Below are 19,260 nucleotides of genomic sequence, written 5' to 3'. Positions count from 1 at the left end.
CAAGTTTTCTTGCTGCCGCTAACCGAAGCCTTCTGCCTCGAACGGAAGGTTCTCTGCTGTTAATGGGAAGCTTGCTGGGGCTATGACGGACTCGCTGTCTCTGCCGTCCTCTGAGGGGTGCAGGCTAGGGGTGTGTTGCGATTTGGTTGGTGCGGGCGTGCCAGATGTCGAGGAGGGCCGTGGCGATGGTAAAGAGGACGGGGCCGAGGATGATGCCGATGGGGCCGAAGACGGCGATGCCTCCGAGGATGGAGAGCAGGATGGTCGCGGTGTGAGCGCGCAGGTGTCCGCCGATGAGGATGGGGTAGAGGATGTTGTCGATGGTGCTGACGATGAGGCCGCCCCAGATGGCGAGGAGTGCGGCCTTGCCCCAGTGGCCGTTGAAGCCCAGGTAGATGGCGATGGGTCCCCAGACGAGGAAGGCTCCGAAGGCGGGGATCATAGCGAAGGCCATCAGCGTGAAAGCCCAGAGGATAACGCCGGGAACTCCGAGTACCCAGAAGGCGAGGCCAGCGAGGAGGCCTTGAACTGCGGCGATGGTGAGGCGACCAAGGGCAGTGGCAAGGATGGTGTCGCCGACGCGCTCGAGGAGTTCGTGGGTCTCATCTTCGCGTAGTGGGAGAAGAGTGTGCAATGAGGTGATGGCGAGGGCTCGGTCGCGAAAGAGGAAGAAGAGCAGGAAGAGCATGACGACGAGCTGGGTGATGACGCGGATGGAGTTGCCGAGGAGGGAGCTGAACTTTCCTGCGAGAAAGGCGCCGGTGGAACGGGCAGCGCTGTTGGCATCGATGGAGTCGGTGAATGTCTCGAGGCGCGAGGCGAGGGCAGGGCGATTGGCGATGAAGTCGGCGATGGGGTTTTGGCTGGCGTTACTGCGGAGGGAGGCGATTGCTTTGAAGGTCTGCTCGCTAAGATCGTGCGCGAGGAAGAACATGGGGACGATGACGGCGAGGATGACGAGGATGAGCGCGACTGCGGCGCAGGTAGAGCGGTTTTTTATCTTTGTGGTGAGCCAGTCGTAGGGATGCTTCGTGACGACGGCCAGGACGATGGCTCCGACGATGGCGGTGAAGAAGGGTTGAAGGACGAGGGCACAGAGTACCAGGATGCCGAGGGTGAGGAGGAAGAGTGTGATCTGCCTCCAGGGTATGTCTTCTCGGCTTGTGGTCATCTGTTTGGCTCCGTGGTGCGATTACGGTTCTGTGAGGTGGAGCAAGAAGTTGCGGTGCTTCTCCGCTTCATCGAACTTTGCGCGGTGTATCGGTCGGCAGAGTTTTCATTCTAAGTGGTCGCGGTAGAGTTCCTCCAGGTAAAAGCATATTTGGCGTTTTACTGGTGCTGAGGCCTTTTGGCGTCGTGCGAGATTGGAGGAGAGCGGTCGAGCTTCGCTCGATGCCCCACATCTCAGAGTCGAGATATGGGGCACCCGGCGTTTTACGGGCGTTGGGTTGTGATTTGGATTGGGTGGTTTTCTTGAGTGGCGTACGCGCGGTAACTGCTCCAACGCCATTGTTCCGGTAGTTCGACCAGGCCAGCTTTGATAGGGTTGCGGTGCATGTAACGAAGCTTTTCAATTCGCTTTGCGTCGGTGAAGACGTTGAAGTCGTGGTATCGGGGTCCCAGACCAATTCTTCTGATCTTATGCGTGAGAAACGTTGTTTGAGGACCTGGGTGGCTGTGGATAGGTTTGCTGTCTCGGGCTCGGTGACTAGAAGGTGGATGTGATTTGAGAGGAAGACGTAGCCTAATACGTGGAAGAGGTACTTCTGGCGGGTTTCTTCTAAGATTCGCTGTAGGGTGTCGCGGGCGGCTGGTGTTTCGAGTACGTGGGTGTGACGGTAGCAGCTGATGGTGATGAAGTGGAGGTCTCCGGTGTGTTGGTGGCGGATAAGGCCCTTTGGCATAGTGCGAGTTTAGAGGAGAGCGGTCGAGCTTCGCTCGATAACCCACACTTTGCGGTGAGACTGCAAAGGATGGGCCGCCCATCTCTTCGAATCTTCACCCTGTGCCGGCTCTCCACCCGTGTCCCCCGATCATCACCCGTGTCTCCGGGCCTCGGAATTATTTGTAGCGATCGATGGTGCGTGTGACATGCGGAATTGATGCTGTGGTTCTAGAATCGATTCCGCGAGTCTCTCGATCGATTTGATGGACCACGATTTGACAGCTTGAAGATGTGAGGAGGAGTCGGTATGGGTAAGAGAGTGGTGTTGTGTGCGGATGGGACATGGAACACGGCGCATGGCGTCGATGCTGCGGTGATTGATACCAATGTGCGTAAGATGTTTTGCGCGTTGGCGGATACGCCGGACCAGTTGCGCTACTACGATAGCGGCGTGGGAACCGACGGCACGCCGATCGATCACCTTACGGGCGGCGCGATGGGGCAGGGACTGTTTCAGAAGATTCAGGATAACTACGAGTACCTGGCGTATGTGTGGGATCCGGGTGACGATATCTACCTGTTTGGATTTAGCCGTGGAGCGTACACGGCGCGAAGTCTGGGTGGAATGATTGCGAAGTTTGGTGTGCCGACGAAGAACTTCGATAACGAGATGGTGAGGAAGATCTTTGCGGCGTATCGGCAGACGGATGCGGCGCAGAGAGCGACGATGAAGGCGGCGTTGACGGCACAGTATGGATTGTCGGATGTCTCGGTGAAGATGATCGGGGTTTGGGATACGGTGGGGTCGCTGGGGGTTCCGGGGTTGTTGTTCAGCTTGTTTGACCAGAAGCAGTACGGGTTTTTGGACACGACGTTGCATGCGGGAGTGCAGAAGGCGTATCACGCGGTCTGCATCGATGAGCGGAGGGCACAGTTTATGCCGACGCTGTGGAGCAATGACGATGGCAGCCCGCGCGCGAATGACGATCAGGTGACGCAGGTTTGGTTTCCTGGGGTGCACTGCGATGTGGGAGGAAGCTATGAGGAGTCGGAGTTGTCGGACATTACGATGCGATGGATGATGAAGAAGGCGATGGCGTGTGGACTGACGTTTGGCGGCGCGGCGATGAAACAGTATCTGGCGCCGGCGGTGGCAGATCCGCTGGGACAGCCACACGATGAGTGGAAGGTGATTCCGTGGGGGTTGCCGAAGCACAGGACGATTCCAGTGAATGCGGTGATGGCGAATACGGTGCAGCTCCGGTTGGCGGGGTTGGGCGAGTACGCTCCGGAGAATTTGAGCTTGAAGGGGCGTGTGCTGCAAGGGTATGGGGTGGAGGATGTTCTTTGAGCTAACGTTTTTTCAGGGCTTCGAGTTCGTCGAGGGTGCGGGGCCAGTCTTTGCCGAGGAGGCGTGAGAGGCTGCGGTCGGCGAGGACTTTGCCGCCGGTCTGGCACTGGGCGCAGTAGTTGGTCTCGTTGTCGGCGTAACGGATGCGCTGGATGGGCTGGCTGCAAACGGGGCATGGTTGGAGATAGCGGCCGTGGACGGCCATGTCTTTGCGGAAGGCTGTGACTTTTTCTGGGAAGGCTTCGGCGGCTTCGGCGTTGAGGCGAGTGATCCAGAGATTAAGTGTGTCACGGGTGGCGGTGTGGAGGCGCTGCCATTGCTCTTCGGTGAGTTTGTGGGTTTGGAGAATTGGGGAGAGCTGGGCGGCGTGGAGGATCTCGTCGGAGTAGGCGTTGCCGATGCCGGAGAGGATGCGCGGGTCGGTGAGGGCGCGCTTGAGAGTGCGGTTTTCGGCGGTGAGAGCGGCGCGGAAGGCTTCGAGGTTTGTGGTGAGGACTTCTATGCCGCCGGGGTCGATCTCTTTTGCGGCGGCTTCGTTGGCGAAGAGATGGAGAGAGGCGCGGCGCTTGGAGCCGGCTTCAGTGAGGATGAGGGAGCCGTTGGGGAAGTCGAAGGCGGCGAGGTTGTTGCGGCCGCCGAGCTTTGCGCCGAGAGGACGCCAGTGGAGGCGGCCAGCGATCATGAGATGAAGGACGAGCCAGAAGCCGTTGTCGAATTCGAAGACGATGCGTTTGCCGATGCGGTGGAGGGCGCGGATGGTGTGGTTTTCGGTGTCTTCGATGCGGGGCTGGACGGTGCGGAGGAGGAATGGGCTTGCTATGCGGAGTTGGGTTAGCGGTTGGCCTACTATGCGTGGGGTTAGGGCGGAGAGGTAGGCCGTGATGTCGGGTAGTTCCGGCATTGGGTTGGAGAGATGATATATGTTCTCCGGTGGTTGGGGCGCGAGAATGCTTTATAGCTTGTTATCCGTGAAGCGTGGATTGGGGATAAGATTCTTCCACTAAGGAGAGAGCTCATGATACGTAGATTGTTTCTGTCGAGGCTTGCGCAGTTCGTGGCTGCGCCTCTTGTTATGGCTGGTGGTTTTGTCCGGGATGCTCAAGGGCAGGCGGCGCGCAAGCCGCTGAAGATCATGATGAAGAGCGCGTGGGGCTCGGATGATCCTACCAAGGCAGGATTTCCTTTTCTGCATGGGCTTGCGCTGGCGGAGGCCGGGCATGAGGTGCAGTTCTTTCTGCTGGGAGAGGCGGTTGGATTGATGCGGAAGACGCTGGCCAATGCAGTCACGCCCGTTGGATGGCCTCCAGTGGGGGAGACGCTGGATAAGCTCGCTGCGAGGCATATTCAGATCTACGCTTGCGGTACTTGTTCTCGCGCACGGGGTGTGACAGAGGCGGACTTGAGCAACTATGGGGCTAAGTTTGGGAACCCGACGATATTCGTTTCGCTGGTGGAATGGGCCGATCGGGTGATCACTGAGTAGGTCGTGCTTCGCACGATGCCCACATCTCAGAATCGAGATATGGGGCACCCAGTTTTTAGGACGCTCAAGCTGGGCTAGCTGGTTTTTTCGATGACGGAGTCGGGGTGTTGGGCGTACTCGGCCCAGGAACCGTCGTAGAGGGTTATGTCTTTTGCGCCGGCGATCTCCAGGCTCAGGGCGATGACGGCTGCGGTTACGCCGGAGCCGCAGGTGGTGGTGATTGGCTGGTGTAGGTCGACGTTTTTGGTGGCGAAGTATTCGCGGAGGTTGTCGGCGGATTTTAGGTGGCCGTCTTCGGCTAGTTCGGTGAAGGGAATGTTAGTGGCGCCGGGCATGTGGCCGGAGCTTAGGCCGGGACGAGGCTCGGGTGCGGTGCCGTTGAAGCGGGGGGCGGATCGGGCGTCGAGGATCTGCTGGTGTTGGGCGAGGCGATCTCTGAGTTGGGTGAGGTTTGCTATGGCGTTGCGGTTGAATTTGGCGTGGAAGCCGGCGGGGGCGTGATGGAGGGGGCCGGATTCGGTGGGGAGGTTGGCTTCGGTCCATGCGCGGAGGCCGCCGTCGAGGATGTAGACGTTTTGGGCGCCGAAGGTTCGGAGCATCCACCAAGCTCGCGGGGCGGAGAAGACGCCTTGCTGCTCGTAGATGACGATAGTGCTGGTGTCGGAGACGCCGAGGGCGGACATGCTCTGGGAGAAGGCCTCGGGTGTGGGGAGCATGTGGGGGAGGGTGGTGGCGTGGTCGGAGAGGGCTTCGATGTCGAAGAAGATGGCGCCGGGGATGTGGGTGGCGAGGTAGCGGGCGTGGGTGTCGATGGTGGGGGTGACGCCTACGGGTGGGAGGGTGGCGTCGAGGATGATTGTTGTAGGGTTTTGGAGGCGAGCGGCCAGCCATGTTGGGGTGACTGGAGGAGTCATGGAGACTAGATTACTTTGTGGGCGGCTGAGGAAGGGCTGGAGATCGAATGCGGTCGTCCTTCGGACGATGCCCATACATCAGAATCGATGTATGGGGCACCCGGCCGCAATCCCCACCCCCCTTCAGTACAAGAAAGTCATTGATATTGGTTTGTGTCAACAGAACGCGCTGGCCATCAAGTGACGGTTGGGCACTGGAATAGAAGCCAGCTTTACTTCCCCGGACTTTGTGGACTTCGCCATCCTGCTTCCATAGATAGAGTTCGGTTGGAGGGAACGGAGTGGCTGCCATTGCGCTCACTAGTAACTCGTTTGATTTTGTAAACGCCAGGGGCTTCTGATACTTGCCGATTTGAAAGGCTGGCCATTTTAAGGACCAAGAGTGCACGGCTAGTTCTCCATCTGAACCAGAAACAGCATGGGCGACAGAGCCGTCGTTCGACACTGCCAATAGACCTTCGCGAACTGCTCGCTCATCAAAGTCAAGATGATCGACGTTAGAAGTAGCGTCTTGGATGGTAACTATCGTATCCATCGACTTGTTGCTTTCTTGTGAGATCGCAACGACGATTTTTCGGTCAGGAGCGACTCTTAGTTGCGATCTTAGAGGTAACTCGATACTTCGGAAGGAGTCGAGGTCCAAATTGTAGATTCTTAGCTCGTCTTTGACTTTGACCAAAACTTTGGACAAGGGCTGAACGGATAGGCGTCTCTGTAACACATCTTCATACGAGCCAGACAACTGAGTTTTTCCAACCTGAACACCTGATTTGTCTATGACTAAGCCTGTGTAATCGAATGGCTGTCCGGTTGTAATGAAGGTATTGTCAGTTGGAAAGGTTACGAATAGTGTGTTGTCTCCCACATAAGAAAGCGAGGCGAACGCAGGATTCGCATAGCTCCCAGACATCACTTTCTTGTATCCGAATGGCGTGAGGTCTATCGCCACGCTCTGAGCGTAAGTTAGAACGCCGGGTAGGAACAATAATGCAGGCCCTATCAGAGCAGATCTCAATCGCATCTATAACTCCATTGCGAATTGGTGGGTGGGGTCGTAGGGGGTGGGTTTGGGTTCGGTGGAGAGGTCTAGGATGAGGCGCTCGAGGACGAGGAGTTTGTTGGCGGGGGAGCTGCGGAGCTCGAGGTCGGCGCGGGCTACGAGGCGGATGGCGCGGGTGAGTTCGCGGCGGGATTTGTAGCGGCGGGCTTGTTTGATGAGGTCTTCGGCGGCGAAGGGCGGCATGCGGAAGCCTTGCCATAGGACCTGCCAGATGGCTCGGGGGTCGCGGACGTTTTTCTCGGAGATGATGAGCATCTGGCGGAAGGTGCGGGCGAGCATGTAGAGATGGCCGATCGCGGAGTCTTCACCACCGTCGGAGGCGTTGAGGAGGCCGTGGAGGAGGAGGAGAGCGCGGGGGCGGTCTTTGGAGCTGATGGCGTCGGTTAGCTCGTAGAGGCTGCGTTGTTTGGCGGCCAGGACCATGGTTTCTACGTCGCCGAGGGTGACTCGGTTTTTGGTGATCTGGCTTGCTGAGATCTGGTGCGCTTCAGACGAAATACGGGGGTTTCTCCACTGCGCATCGCGGTGAGACTGCGATGCTTCGGTCGAGATGACAGTATTTGTGGAAGCGACCGAAGCCGAGATAGCGGCATTTGTCGCGGTGTCTGACGGCGAGATGACAACATTTGTGGGACCGCCTGACGGCGAGACGGCGGCGTTTGTAGGGGCGCCGGAAGTCGAGATGGAGAGGTGCGGGGCGGAGACGTAGAGGAGGAGTTTTTCGAACTCGCTGGCGATGAGCATCATGTCGGCGCCGAGGGCGTCGACCAGCTCGCGGGCGGCGTCGGGGTCGAACTTTACGTTGCGGGATTCGGCGGTGGTGGTGACCCATTTGATGGCGTCGTTTTCGTCGACGCGGGCGAGTTCGACGAAGCCGCACCAGTCGCCGAGGGTCTCGCGGATCTTTTCGTAGCGCTCCTTGTCCTGATAGTCCATCTTGCGGAGGTCGGTGGGGATGCGGAGATGGTCGGCGACGAAGAGGATGAGGGCGGATGGGTTGGGGGAGCGGAAGTACGCGTCGATGGCGGCGAATTCTTCTTTTTTGCTGCCGCGGCCGTAGAGGGTTTTGAGGTTGCGAACGAAGAGGACCTGGAAGGGCGCCATGAGGGATGGGGTCTGGGCGCGGTCGAGGATGTCGAAGATGCTGGTGTCGGCGAGGTCGAGATCCTGGAGGCAGAAGTCGCGGGTGTCTTCGGGAGCGAGGGTGGCGAGGACGGCTTTGCGGCAGCGGTCGTAGAGGAAGACCTCGTCGCCGAGGAGGACGTAGGCGGGTCGGAGGGTGGCTGGGGAGGCGATCTCTGCGACAAAGCGATCGACGCTGGCGAAGGACTTGAGAGAGACCATTAGAAGGACTCCAGCATATCGCTTACGAGGGCCTGGGCGAACTCTTTTGCGACGCGGTTGACGGCGTGGTTATCTTCCTGGATGAAGCCGCTGAGGTCCTGGGTGGACTGGTACTGTTCGTGGTAGACGAAGGAGTCGTTGCGGTAGAGGACTTGGCCGTCGTGGGCGGTGAGGACGGCTTTGGCGGTGATGGTGATGAGGTAGCTGGAGGATTGGCCGGTGTTGGCGTCGTAGGTGAGGGGGGCGACGGTCTGGGAGAGGATGATGCCATGAAGGGTGGCGTCGGCGGAGTCGGAGTCGGCGTTGAGGACGTGGTATTTGGTGCGGGTGTTGAGCTCTTTGATAGTGGCTTCGGTGAAGGCCATCTCGGTGTGGAAGGCCTGGGCGTTGGTGGTGAAGATGGGTACGGAGAGGGTGCGGACGTCGGCGGGGATGTGGCTGGCGGAGCCGGCCTGGTGGTAGCCACAGCCGGTGAGCGCGAGGAGAAGGATCGGAGTGAGGAGGCGCATGCGTCTTTTCTATTGTCGCATTGGCGTTTGGGTGGATTTTTGGGTGGGATTAATTTGGGGTGGGAAAGGTGTGAATTTGCTGAGGGTTTTGGGAATATGCGGGTGTTAGATGTGGTGTTTTGGTGGTGAATTTGTGGTGGGATGCGTGGTGGTCGTGGTGTTTTGGATGGTGGTTTTTCGGTGCGGAAGAATGTGACAGGTTTTCGAGATTTATTTTCAGGCGACCAGCCGCAGGTGCGTTTCCTTGAAGGAGGTGGGGTACTTGAGGCCGTAGCCGAGGAGGCGGTCGAAGGCGATGTGGGCGACCCAGATGAGGGCGAAGGCGGTGGCTTGATGCCAGTGCTCGGTGTAACTGAGGAGCAGGAGGGACAGAGCGAGGGTGAGGGTGTGGGCGAAGTTGTAGGTTGCGGCGCCGATGCGGGTGTTGATGAGGTAGCCGAGCATGAAGAGGTCGGGCGTGAAGAACAGGAGCGCGAAGAGGAGCCAGCTGTAGTGGAGGTGCTGGTAGGCGAAGATGGTGAGGGTGAGGATGACGGCTTCTTCGGCGCGGAGAAGGATGGCGGGGCGGATCAGCATGAGTTTGTTATACGGGATTGGTGGTGAAGGTTCTTCGACAACTCAAAGAATTGCAAGGCAAGACAAAGGCAACGGCGTGCTGCGCGCACGGCGCGATCTGCCATCGAGGCTGACGCGCCTTCGGCGCCATTTGGGTGAGGGAGATGAGTGTTTGTGTTGTGTTTTTTGCGCTTCAGACGTGGGGTGCGGGAATTGCATCGTAGTGGGTGTACGCGGAACGGAAGAACGAATTTTGGGATTTTTGAGGTTTTCCTATGTATCACCATGTAAAGAAGCTGATGTACACCGTGAATATTGGAGAGCCGGATGTCCGGTTCGGCAATATGTTGTTGGAGCAGTTTGGGGGCGCGAACGGGGAGCTGGCCGCTGCGATGCAGTACACAATTCAGGGATGGAACTGCGTGGACGATCTGGGGCGAAGAGATTTGCTTCTGGATATCGGGACAGAGGAGCTAAGCCATCTGGAGGTTGTCGGAGCGCTGATTCGGATGCATTTGAAGCCGATGAAGACGAATCGAGAGGCGGCTGAGGCCGATCCGCTGGTGACGATCGCCGGTGGTGGCGGAGTTGGGCTGTTCGATTCGATGGGGAATGCCTGGACGGCGAATTATCTGCAGATCACCGGAGAGGTTGATGTCGATCTGAGGAGCAATATCGCAGCGGAGGCTCGGGCGAAGATTGTGTATGAGCGGTTGATCGATCATACGGATGACCCAGGATCGATCGATACGCTGCAGTTTCTGATGACGCGTGAGATTACGCATATGAAGGCGTTTCAGGCGGCGTTGGACAGTATCGAGAAGTCTCCTTTTTCGGTTGGGCTGTTGAAGCCTACGCCGGGGATTGTGGATGAGTACTTCAACGGGTCGACTGGTGATGGCAGCGAAGGAGAGACGGATATGCGCGGACCGTGGACTTCTTCATTTGGGCTGCATCCGGTGGAGTCGCAGATGAATGGCGGCAAGGGTCTGTCGGTTGGCGACATTGATGGAAAGATCGATGGCGAGGATCGCGGCAAGCAGGATGAGGCTCAGAAGGCTACTACTTCGGCGGCTGATGAGGCGCTGGGTAAGCAGCTGGCTGGTGCGGGCGCGAAGTAGAGGCAACGGCGTGCTGCGCGCACGGCGCGATCTGCCATCGAGGCTGACGCGCCTTCGGCGCCTTTTTTCGGTGTCTGGGGCAAAGAAAATGGCAGCCTTTGCGGCTGCCATTTTTTGTTTCGATTACTTTTCTGTTTGGTTATGCGGGGCTTGGTTGGCCTTCGCCGAAGCCGGGTTTGCGTCCGCCTTCCGGCTTGAGGATCTTCTGGGTTTCGCCACCGACGCCGGGGTCTACGCCTGAGAGCGCGGACTTGGCGGCAGGGAGTTCCTTGCCTTCGATGATCAGCTTGATCTCGGCGGCGTCCAGGGTCTCGCGCTCCAGCAGGGCGGCTGCCATGCGGTGCATGATGTCCTGGTTCGACTCGAGGATGGTGTAAGCAGACTTGTAAGCGGCGTCGACGAAGGTCCGAACCTCGGCGTCGATCTGCTTGGCAGTGTCGTCGGAGAAGTCGCGGGACTGTCCGATCTCGCGGCCAAGGAAGACCTCCTGCTCTTTCTTGCCGAAGGTCATGGGACCCAGCTTCGACATGCCGAACTCGCAGACCATCTTGCGGGCAAGGTCGGTGGAGCGCTCGATGTCGTTGCCGGCACCGGTGGTCATCTGCTTGAGGAAGATCTCTTCGGCGCAACGACCGCCCATGAGGGTGGCGAGGCGGGTTTCGAGATAGTCCTTGGTGACGGTGTGCTGGTCTTCCTCGGGGAGGTAGACGGTGACGCCGAGAGCCATGCCGCGGGGGATGATGGTGACCTTGTGGAGCGGGTCAGAGTGCTCGCGCAGCGCGGAGACGAGGGTGTGACCAGCCTCGTGATAGGCGGTGACCTTCTTCTCTTCGTCGGTGAGGAGCATGGACTTGCGCTCGGCGCCCATCATGACCTTGTCCTTGGCGACTTCAAAGTCGTACATGTGGACGGCCTTGCGGTTGAAGCGGGCGGCGGTGAGGGCGGCCTCGTTGACCATGTTGGCCAGGTCGGCGCCGGAGAAGCCCGGGGTTCCACGAGCGAGGATGTTGAGGTTCACATCTTCGGCCATGGGGACCTTCTTGGAGTGAACCTTGAGGACTTCCTCGCGTCCACGGATGTCGGGACGATCGACGATGACGCGACGATCGAAGCGGCCGGGGCGGAGGAGAGCGGGGTCAAGAACGTCGGGGCGGTTTGTCGCGGCGACGAGGATGACACCGTCGTTGGACTCGAAACCGTCCATCTCGACGAGGAGCTGGTTGAGGGTCTGCTCGCGCTCGTCGTGTCCGCCGCCGAGGCCTGCGCCGCGGTGACGACCGACTGCGTCGATTTCGTCGATGAAGATGATGCAGGGGGCGTTCTTCTTGCCCTGCTCGAAGAGGTCGCGGACGCGGCTTGCACCGACGCCGACGAACATCTCGACGAAGTCAGAACCGGAGATGGAGAAGAAGGGGACGTTGGCTTCGCCCGCTACTGCGCGGGCCAAAAGGGTCTTGCCGGTGCCCGGAGGTCCGACGAGAAGGACGCCCTTCGGGATGCGGCCGCCAAGGCGCTGGAACTTCTGAGCTTCGCGGAGGAACTCGATGATCTCCTTAAGCTCTTCTTTGGCTTCGTCGACGCCAGCGACATCCTTGAAGGTGATCTTCTTCTGCTGCATGGAGAGCAGACGGGCGCGCGACTTGCCGAAGCTCATGGCCTTGTTGCCGCCGGACTGCATCTGGCGGAGGAGGAAGAACCAGAGACCGAGGAGCAAGGCGAAGGGCGCGATCGAGATCAACAGGCTGAGCCACTGGTTTGGGCTCTGGTCCTTGATGGTGATGTTGACGCCGTGGTCGCGGAGCGTCTTGTACATGTCGGGGTAGTTGCCCGGGATGGTGGTGTGGAAGAGATTCTTGTCGTCGCGATAGTGGCCGGTGACTTCAGCGCCGTTGACCACGACGTCCTGAATCTTGCCCTGATCAGCGTCGTTGAGCAGCTGCGTGAGGCTGATGTTCTTTTCCTGACCACCGCCAGTTGTTTTGACGACGACCTGCCAGAGGAAGAACAGGCAGGTGATCATGAAGACCCAGATCAGAATTTGTTTGACGGTCGAGTTCAAAGCGAATTTCCTCATTTTTCCGGTCTGCAGCGGCCACGAAATCGATTTGCGCTTGTCAGACCAGCTTCAGTCCGCTGACGCGGACGGAAGCCTACAACATTTAGACGACGGCGGTGAGGGAAAGGTTCTGATGCTGGTGGTGTGGTGCCTGAATGTCAGTCAAAGCCCTGCCTCAGTCAAGTATTTAGATTCTACTCTGTGGTTCGGGGATTCGGGGGGCAAAAGGAGAATGTTGATGTGACTTTAGAGGGATGAGAGATCTGTTGGTTTGGGGTGATTCTTGCTTGAATTGGTTGAGATTGGAGCTGTGGAGGCATGGCGTTGACGATAAACGTCTTATTGTCTGGTATTGATGGAAACTGATGGCCCGGATCTTCCTATAGGGAACTGAGTGCGGGTTTGGTGGGACCGGATGATGACAGCAGATTCTTTCGGGAATGACGGCATTGGGTGGATGAAAACAGCCAATGCAACAGCAGATTCCTCCGCTGCGCTGCGGAATGACAACAAAAAACAGGCAACCGCAAGAACAACAACCGCGAAGAATAACGGCAAGAACAACCGCAACCGCAGATTCCCTTCGGGAATGACAACCAAAAAGACGAGGGGAGTGGTAGCTATGGTTGGCGGAAGAGGCGGAGTTCGCGGGGGGAGCGGTCGGCGCGGAGGTTGTTGGGGAGGTGGAGGGTGGTTCCGGTGCGGGCGGCTACGGTGGGGTCCGTGCGGAAACCGCAGAGGCTGAGGAGGCGTGAGGTTTCGTCGAAGCTGAGGCGGGAGCCGAGTTGTCGGGCTGCGGCGCGGAGGACGCGGCGGCGGAGGGCGGGGTCGAGGGCGCGGAGGCGGTCAAGTTCGATGGAGACAGCGGCTGAGCCGGGGATGGTGCTGACGGCGCGGCCACCGCCTCGGACGGGTTTGCCGGGGAGGAGGAGTTGAGGGAGGAGGCGGTTGAGTTCGACCTGCCAACGGGCTTCTTCTTCGCGGGCTAGTTCGGCCAGGTTGGCCAGGGTTTGGTCGAGGTTCGGGTTGTAGATGCGGAGTTGGGGGAGGAGCTCGTGGCGGATTTTGTTGCGTGTGTATGCGGTGTCGGTGTTGGTGGAGTCGTTGCGCCAGGGTTGGTTGAGTTGGGTGAGGTAGGCCTCGATGTCGGCGCGGTGGGTGTTGAGGAAGGGGCGGAGGATCTTTCCTTTTGCGAGGGTGACGATGGGGTGGATGGCGCTGAGGCCTTCAGTCCATGCGCCGCGGAGGAGCTTCATGATGACGGTTTCGGACTGGTCTTCGGCGGTGTGGGCGGTGAGGATGGTGTCGGCGTGGCCTGAGGTTAGGAGGGTGTTGAAAAATTCGTAGCGTACGTTGCGGGCGGCCTCTTCGATGGACTCGCGTGTTTCGGCTACGCGGTTGGGGACGCTGGCTTGATGGAGGTGGAGGGGGATGTCGTGGGCGAGGCAGAGGTCTTCGACGAAGCGCTGGTCGGCATCAGCTTCGTCGCCGCGGAGGCCGTGATGGACGTGGGCGGCGGAGAGGCCGATGCCGAGGGGTTCGCGTGGGGTGGTGTTGGCGGCGTGGAGGGTGAGGAGGAGAGCGACGGAGTCTGCGCCGCCGGAAGTGGCTACGCAGACGCGGTCGCCGGGGTGGATGTTGGTGCGGTCGAAGGGGAGGGTGGTGGCGGGCATTAACTCTATGTTACGGGGAGATTCTTAGAGCTTCTCGGACGGAACTTGAATGGCGGAAGCGGTTTGATCGGCAGGAGCAAGTTGAGTGGCTCGTCGAGCAACCGGATTGGTTCTGTTTGAACCACACAGACGCCGCATCCGCTGGAGCTTACTTCAAGCACAACTTGTTTTGCGGTAGGTGCGTTCGCCGTGAGGTGAACCGTTTCGGTGAAAATCTTGAATCCTTGAGAGGTAGCGGCCAGCGCGTACAGTCCGGGAGTGCCTTCGATGGTAAAACTGCCTGAGTTGTCGGTTGTTGTTTTAAACACCTGGCCATTGTCTGCCTTCAAGTCGATCTCAGCTCTGGGAATCACTGCGCCAGAGGTGTCTTTACGATTCCAGTGAGAGTGGCGCTTTGTGACTGCGCTTGTGCGAAGCACATGATCACAAACACAAGCACAGCTGCCGAGCAAAACCTGAAGGCGTGTTGGGTATTGGATCGCATATCAACCCCGACCTCGAGGTCTCAATGATAGCTTCACTCAGTGAGGGATGCGTAGAAGTTCGTGAGCATCTTGTATACTTCGCAGGTTATGCGAGTATTTGTGATTCTTCCAGCAGCGGGTATCGGGACACGTATGGCCGCGGGTTCGGCGCCGCACGTGGCACCAAAGCAGTTTCTTGAGATCGGCGGAGTGCCGGTGTTGATTCGGTCGTTGAAGGCGTTTCTTGCGGTGCCGCGTGTGGATGCGGTTTGCGTTGCGGTGCGGGCGCATGAGCGGGAGCGGGTTGAGTCGCAGATGATGGAGTTCAAGCTGGGGCCGCGCGTGCATATGGTTGAGGGTGGCGATGACCGGCAGCACTCGGTGGGCAATGCGCTGGCGGCGTTGGAGTGCGATGACGAGGATGTTGTGCTGGTGCATGATGCGGTGCGGCCGTTGATTGATCCGGCGACGATTGAGCGGACCATTGATGCGGTGGTGAAGCACGGCGCGGCGATTGTGGGGCTGCCGGCGGTGGATACGATCAAACAGGTTGAGCGCACGGCGGATGGCGCGATTGTGACGGCGACGATTCCGAGAGAGCGGATTGTGCAGGCTCAGACACCGCAGGGTGCGCGGTTTGGGCTGCTGCACAGAGCGTTTTTGGAGGCCGAGGCGGATGGATTTTCTGGAACCGATGAGGCCAGTCTGCTGGAGCGGGCGGGGATTGAGGTCGCGGTGGTGGCGGGATCGGCGAGGAACTTCAAGATTACGCAGCCGGGGGATATTGAGCTGGCGGAGTTTTATTTGGGGAAGGGAAAGCCGTAACGGGTGCGCGTGTGCGCTCTCGCGATTCTCGGAGGCATGGGAAGATAGTTTATGGGCATGAGAATTGGCTACGGATTTGACTCGCACGCGTTCAAGGCAGGAGTGCCGCTGGTGATTGGGGGGCTTGCGATTGAACATCCCGAAGGGCTGGCGGGGCACTCGGATGGAGATGTGCTGCTACATGCGATTACGGATGCTCTGCTGGGTGCGGTGAGTGCTGGGGATATTGGGACGTTCTTTCCGCCGAGCGATCCGCGGTGGAAGGGTGCGGCGTCGAGTGTGTTTTTGAAGACGGCGCTGGAAGAAGTGGCGACCGCGGGGTACAAGATCGTCAATGTTGATAGTGTGCTGGTGATGGCAAAGCCGAAGATTGTGCCGATTGCGGGGGAGTTGCGCGAGAGTGTCGCTGCGCTGCTGGGAGTGAAGCCGGGTGAGGTGGGGATCAAAGCAAAGACGCCTGAGGGGTTGAACCAGGATCATGTGGCAGTGGCGCATGTGACGGTACTGCTGGAGAGCCTGGGGATTCCTGAGTCGGTGGGGTCGATGGTTGCCGTCGCTGACGTCGATGATGAGATCGATGTGGTGGTGAAGGGGTTGGTTGGAGAGACGCGAGATGTTTCGGCGTTGGGGCGGAAGGTCACTCCGTTTGATACGGATGATCTGACTTAGTTTCTTAGTTCTCTTGGAGACTTTGTCCTGCCGGACGGGCCCACTGCGCGTGGGGCGGTCACTTCGTGACTTGTGTACCTTTTTCGGGGTGAAATGATCTGCGTGGGCCTCCCGTTGGTCGGCTTGATCTTTCTATTAGTTAGGCTTTGACTATGGCTATGGCGAATCCATCGTAGCCTTTGGAGCCTACGGTCTGAAGTGCGGTGGCTTCGAGTAGCGGATGATTGCCCAGATGCTCAAGGAAGGTGCGGGTACCGGAGACGCTCGGGTCCGTGTTGTTTGCGTCGATGATCTCTCCGTCGCGGATGACGTTATCTCCAATGATGATGGTGCCGGGGCGCGAGAGCTTGATGGCCCATGCCAGGTAGACCGGATTGTTCGGCTTGTCGGCGTCGAGGAAGATGAGGTCGAAGGGCTCGATTTTTTTGATGAGTAAGTCGGCGTGGAGCCGGGCGAGGGAATCGACCGCGGGGCCTACCCTTATATCTACTAGCGAAGACACGCCGGCGCGTTGGATGTTTTTTTCGGCTACGGCGGCGTGCTTGGGATCGAGCTCGAGTGTGATGAGGCGTCCGGTTGGAGGGAGAGCGCGGGCCAGCCAGATGGTGCTGTATCCGCCGAGGGTGCCGATCTCTAAGATGCGTGTGGCTCCCTGGATGCGCGCGATCAGGTGGAGGAGTTTGCCCTCGTTTGGAGCGACATCGATCGCGGGGAGGCCGGCGCTGGCGTTTGCCTGTACGGCTTCGTTGACGGCCTCGTCGGGGTGAATGAGGGTGCTGACGAGGTACTTCTCGACTGCTGTCCAGAGATCCTGATTCATAGGTGATGAGGATACCGTTGCGCAGCCTGAGGGGCAAATGGCGTGGCGGGTCCGTTTGCGCTCGAGGAGTGTTAGCGTGTTCGTAGAGAGAGTTCGTGTACGAGGAGTTGAGATGCGAGGTGGTTCAGTTTTTTTTTCGGGTTTGATGGTGGCGTTGGTTTTGGGTGGAGCGGCGAACGGTCAGACCGTGAGTGATGCGAGTCTTCAGCCGCGGGCGACGAGTAGTGCGAGTTGTTCTCCTGCTGGGGATGCGACGTGGCTGACGCCTGCCGAGAAGACCTGCTACGCAACGACTCCTGATTATGTGGGGACGACGGATTATTTGAAGCGGGTGCAGACGGCGGCGCCGGGGCAGGTGCGGATTGAGCCGTTTGGTAAGACGGGTGAAGGGCGGGAGCTGGATATTGTGATCGTCTCGAAGGATGGGGTGTTTGATCCTGCAGCGATTCATGCGGCGAACAGGCCGATTGTGCTGGTGCAGAACTCGATTCACGCAGGGGAGATGGATGGGAAGGACGCGTGTCTCGCTTTGCTGCGAGATATGGTGATCGCGAAGACGAAGGCGAGTCTGCTGGAGCGGGCGGTGTTTGTTTTTATTCCTATCTATAACGCGGATGGGCATGAGCGAAGGAGCGCGTATAACCGGATCAATCAGGATGGGCCGGCGGAGATGGGGTGGCGCGGGAATGGAACGAATCTGAATTTGAACCGTGATTATTTGAAAGCCGATGCGCCGGAGACGCGGGCGTTTATGGCGATGTTTCATCGGTGGCTGCCGGATTTTTTTGTGGATGACCATGTGACCGATGGGGCGGACTATCAGTATGATGTGACGTTTACGATCGATGATGGCCCGAATGTGCCGAGTGCGACGGCGAAGTGGGTGAACGATATTGCGACGCCGATGCTTGAGAAGTATGTCGATGCACATGGGCATCTGGCTTCGCCGACTTATATCACTCTGGTGAACGATAATGACCCGGCGGATGGGCTGGGGTTCAATGACGATCCGCCGCGGTTTTCGACGGGGTATGTTGTTCTCGAAGGCCGACCGGGGATGCTGGTTGAGTTGCACATGTTGAAGGACTATAAGACGCGTGTGACGGGGAATTATGAGATTCTCGCGGGGCTGATGGAGCTGATGAATCGCGATGCGGATAAGGTGATTGCGTTGAATGCTGCTGCGGATAAAGAGGCGGAGGGTTTGGGGGCGCATCCGCTGGGCAATGTGAAGTATCCGCTGGCGATAGGCTGGAGTGGGCAGACGACGCCGTTTTTATTTCGCGGCTACAAGTACACGCGGGAGTTGAGTGAGGTTTCGGGAACGATGCGTGTGCAGTATTCGCATGAGCCTTGGAATGCATCGTTGCCATTTCAGACGGGGTTCAAGGTGACGACTGAGACGACTGTGCCGACGGCTTACATTATTCCGGCGCAGTGGGTGAAGGCGATTGATGTGCTGGCTGCGCATCAGGTGGAGATTGCCCGGACGACTGCTACGTGGACGGGCGATGTTGAGACGTATCAGTGTGCGGGAATGACGTGGCAGGATCCGCCGTTCGAAGGGCGGCATCCGACGTTCAATGGTGAGGCGATGCGGAATCCTGGGAAGTATGGAAGCTGCGTGCTCGTGACGGAGAAGATGAGTTTTCCGGCGGGGTCGGCGGTGGTGAAGTTGAATCAGCGACTGTCGAAGGTGGCGCTAGAGTGGCTTGAGCCGGCCGCGCCTGACTCGGCGTTGCAGTGGGGGTTCTTCGATTCGATCTTTGAGCAGAAGGAGTATGGTGAGGCGTATGTTTTAGAGGCGCTGGCTCGGGAGATGATGGCGAAGGATCCGAAGCTGAAGGCGGAGTTTGAGAAGAAGGTGGCGAGTGATCCGACGTTTGCAGGGAACTACTATGCGCGATTGGAGTTTTTCTACGAACGCACGCCGTGGTTCGCAGCGAATCGTGTGGGGCAGTATCCGGTAGGGCGGTTGTTGAGTCTGGATGGTGTTCCGCTGGCACGGTGATTTGAGTAAGGTAGTGTGGGCTCTGTTGTGAGACGAGGTGAGCGATGCACGATCTGGTAGTCGATCTTCTTGCGGTTACGATCTGTGGGGCCGTTGGCGGCTTTGCGAATGTGTTTATTGGCGACTCTGGATTACACCTGCCGACGATGGATCAGGGAGTATTTCGGCCGGGGTATATCGGCGTTGTGTTTGTCGGCATGGTGGCTGCTGTTGGGGCTTGGCTTGCGACCCAAAGCTCAACCCTTAGCGGCTTAGTGGTTTCTCCGGTGCCGACGTTGCGGCTGTCTGAGTTGAGCACAGCGATCATCGTGGGTTTTGGCGGAGCGCGATGGTTCAAGTCAGAGACTGAGACAACGATCTTTCGCAAGACTGCCGCGGTTGCGGCGAGCAAGTCTGCCAACAACGAGGCTGCGGCAACGATTGCTGCGGGAACCCCGATTGAGGCGCTTGCAGCGGCAAACAGGATGCCGTGATTGTGGCCGATGAATGAGGAAGATTCGCTGCGAAAGTGAAATGTCAT

At 58.7% G+C, this 19,260-nt stretch carries 19 protein-coding genes; 7 read left to right on the top strand and 12 right to left on the bottom strand.

Features of this window, described 5'->3' with window-relative positions:
* Positions 1–124: 124 nt before the first annotated feature.
* Positions 125–1,171, bottom strand: coding sequence for an AI-2E family transporter (locus RBB82_RS04715; RefSeq protein WP_433973968.1), 1,047 nt, complete (start codon positions 1,169–1,171; stop codon positions 125–127).
* 67 nt (positions 1,172–1,238) lie between these two features.
* The gene (locus RBB82_RS04710) at positions 1,239–1,904 is read right to left on the bottom strand and encodes a transposase (protein ID WP_433973967.1); all 666 of its coding nucleotides are present in this window, start codon (positions 1,902–1,904) and stop codon (positions 1,239–1,241) included.
* Positions 1,905–2,192: 288 nt separating this feature from the next.
* Between RBB82_RS04710 and RBB82_RS04705 the strand changes: the two genes are divergently transcribed.
* Entirely contained in the window at positions 2,193–3,236 is a 1,044-nt protein-coding gene (locus RBB82_RS04705; protein WP_433973966.1) for a DUF2235 domain-containing protein, read from the top strand.
* Between the two features lies 1 nt (position 3,237).
* Here the strand turns inward: RBB82_RS04705 and RBB82_RS04700 are convergent, their stop codons facing one another.
* Positions 3,238–4,137, bottom strand: a complete 900-nt coding sequence (locus tag RBB82_RS04700; protein WP_433973965.1) for an Fpg/Nei family DNA glycosylase — start codon at positions 4,135–4,137, stop codon at positions 3,238–3,240.
* A gap of 114 nt (positions 4,138–4,251) precedes the next feature.
* On the opposite strand from RBB82_RS04700, the gene RBB82_RS04695 reads away from it, so the two are divergent.
* On the top strand, positions 4,252–4,719 hold the full coding sequence (locus RBB82_RS04695) for a DsrE family protein (protein ID WP_433973964.1): 468 nt from the start codon (positions 4,252–4,254) through the stop codon (positions 4,717–4,719).
* Positions 4,720–4,793: 74 nt separating this feature from the next.
* On the opposite strand, the gene sseA is transcribed toward RBB82_RS04695, so the two are convergent.
* The 5 genes from sseA to RBB82_RS04670 all read right to left on the bottom strand — a co-directional run bounded on the left by sseA (position 4,794) and on the right by RBB82_RS04670 (position 9,122).
* On the bottom strand, positions 4,794–5,633 hold the full coding sequence (gene sseA / locus RBB82_RS04690) for a 3-mercaptopyruvate sulfurtransferase (RefSeq protein WP_433973963.1): 840 nt from the start codon (positions 5,631–5,633) through the stop codon (positions 4,794–4,796).
* Between the two features lie 10 nt (positions 5,634–5,643).
* Positions 5,644–6,654, bottom strand: coding sequence for a hypothetical protein (locus RBB82_RS04685; protein ID WP_433973962.1), 1,011 nt, complete (start codon positions 6,652–6,654; stop codon positions 5,644–5,646).
* On the bottom strand, positions 6,655–8,037 hold the full coding sequence (holA, locus tag RBB82_RS04680) for a DNA polymerase III subunit delta (protein WP_433973960.1): 1,383 nt from the start codon (positions 8,035–8,037) through the stop codon (positions 6,655–6,657).
* A complete protein-coding gene (gene lptE / locus RBB82_RS04675; protein ID WP_433973959.1) occupies positions 8,037–8,546 on the bottom strand; it encodes an LPS assembly lipoprotein LptE in 510 nt (169 codons plus the stop codon). Before lptE ends, holA begins: the two co-directional genes overlap by 1 nt.
* 216 nt (positions 8,547–8,762) lie before the next feature.
* The gene (locus RBB82_RS04670; protein WP_433973958.1) at positions 8,763–9,122 is read right to left on the bottom strand and encodes a DUF4260 domain-containing protein; all 360 of its coding nucleotides are present in this window, start codon (positions 9,120–9,122) and stop codon (positions 8,763–8,765) included.
* Positions 9,123–9,376: 254 nt separating this feature from the next.
* On the opposite strand from RBB82_RS04670, the gene RBB82_RS04665 reads away from it, so the two are divergent.
* On the top strand, positions 9,377–10,222 hold the full coding sequence (locus RBB82_RS04665; RefSeq protein WP_433973957.1) for a manganese catalase family protein: 846 nt from the start codon (positions 9,377–9,379) through the stop codon (positions 10,220–10,222).
* A gap of 139 nt (positions 10,223–10,361) precedes the next feature.
* On the opposite strand, the gene ftsH is transcribed toward RBB82_RS04665, so the two are convergent.
* The 3 genes from ftsH to RBB82_RS04650 form a co-directional block, all read right to left on the bottom strand.
* Positions 10,362–12,281, bottom strand: a complete 1,920-nt coding sequence (gene ftsH / locus RBB82_RS04660) for an ATP-dependent zinc metalloprotease FtsH (RefSeq protein WP_433975340.1) — start codon at positions 12,279–12,281, stop codon at positions 10,362–10,364.
* A gap of 617 nt (positions 12,282–12,898) precedes the next feature.
* Positions 12,899–13,951 carry a tRNA lysidine(34) synthetase TilS gene (tilS, locus tag RBB82_RS04655; RefSeq protein WP_433973955.1) on the bottom strand — a complete coding sequence of 351 codons (1,053 nt, stop codon included), beginning with the start codon at positions 13,949–13,951 and terminating at the stop codon, positions 12,899–12,901.
* 5 nt (positions 13,952–13,956) lie between these two features.
* The gene (locus RBB82_RS04650; protein ID WP_433973954.1) at positions 13,957–14,370 is read right to left on the bottom strand and encodes a carboxypeptidase-like regulatory domain-containing protein; all 414 of its coding nucleotides are present in this window, start codon (positions 14,368–14,370) and stop codon (positions 13,957–13,959) included.
* Positions 14,371–14,523: 153 nt separating this feature from the next.
* Between RBB82_RS04650 and ispD the strand changes: the two genes are divergently transcribed.
* Together ispD and ispF are read left to right on the top strand one after the other, a co-directional pair.
* Positions 14,524–15,240, top strand: a complete 717-nt coding sequence (ispD, locus tag RBB82_RS04645; protein ID WP_433975339.1) for a 2-C-methyl-D-erythritol 4-phosphate cytidylyltransferase — start codon at positions 14,524–14,526, stop codon at positions 15,238–15,240.
* A 51-nt stretch (positions 15,241–15,291) separates the two neighbouring features.
* Positions 15,292–15,909 (top strand): 2-C-methyl-D-erythritol 2,4-cyclodiphosphate synthase, encoded by a 618-nt coding sequence (ispF, locus tag RBB82_RS04640; RefSeq protein WP_433973953.1) that lies wholly within the window; start codon positions 15,292–15,294, stop codon positions 15,907–15,909.
* Positions 15,910–16,048: 139 nt separating this feature from the next.
* Here the strand turns inward: ispF and RBB82_RS04635 are convergent, their stop codons facing one another.
* Positions 16,049–16,729, bottom strand: coding sequence for an O-methyltransferase (locus RBB82_RS04635; protein WP_433973952.1), 681 nt, complete (start codon positions 16,727–16,729; stop codon positions 16,049–16,051).
* 112 nt (positions 16,730–16,841) lie between these two features.
* Here RBB82_RS04635 and RBB82_RS04630 point away from each other — a divergent pair, with 112 nt between their 5' ends.
* Positions 16,842–18,740: a M14 family metallopeptidase gene (locus RBB82_RS04630; RefSeq protein WP_433973951.1), complete on the top strand. Its 1,899-nt coding sequence runs from the start codon at positions 16,842–16,844 to the stop codon at positions 18,738–18,740.
* Between the two features lie 44 nt (positions 18,741–18,784).
* Positions 18,785–19,213, top strand: a complete 429-nt coding sequence (locus RBB82_RS04625; RefSeq protein WP_433973950.1) for a hypothetical protein — start codon at positions 18,785–18,787, stop codon at positions 19,211–19,213.
* The last annotated feature ends 47 nt before the right edge of the window (positions 19,214–19,260 follow it).

It is taken from the genome of Tunturiibacter lichenicola (genome assembly GCF_051013355.1).
GTDB classification, from domain to species: domain Bacteria; phylum Acidobacteriota; class Terriglobia; order Terriglobales; family Acidobacteriaceae; genus Edaphobacter; species Edaphobacter lichenicola_F.
The sequence above is the reverse complement of the archived record's forward strand: the minus strand, read 5'-3'. Positions and strand labels throughout refer to the sequence as shown.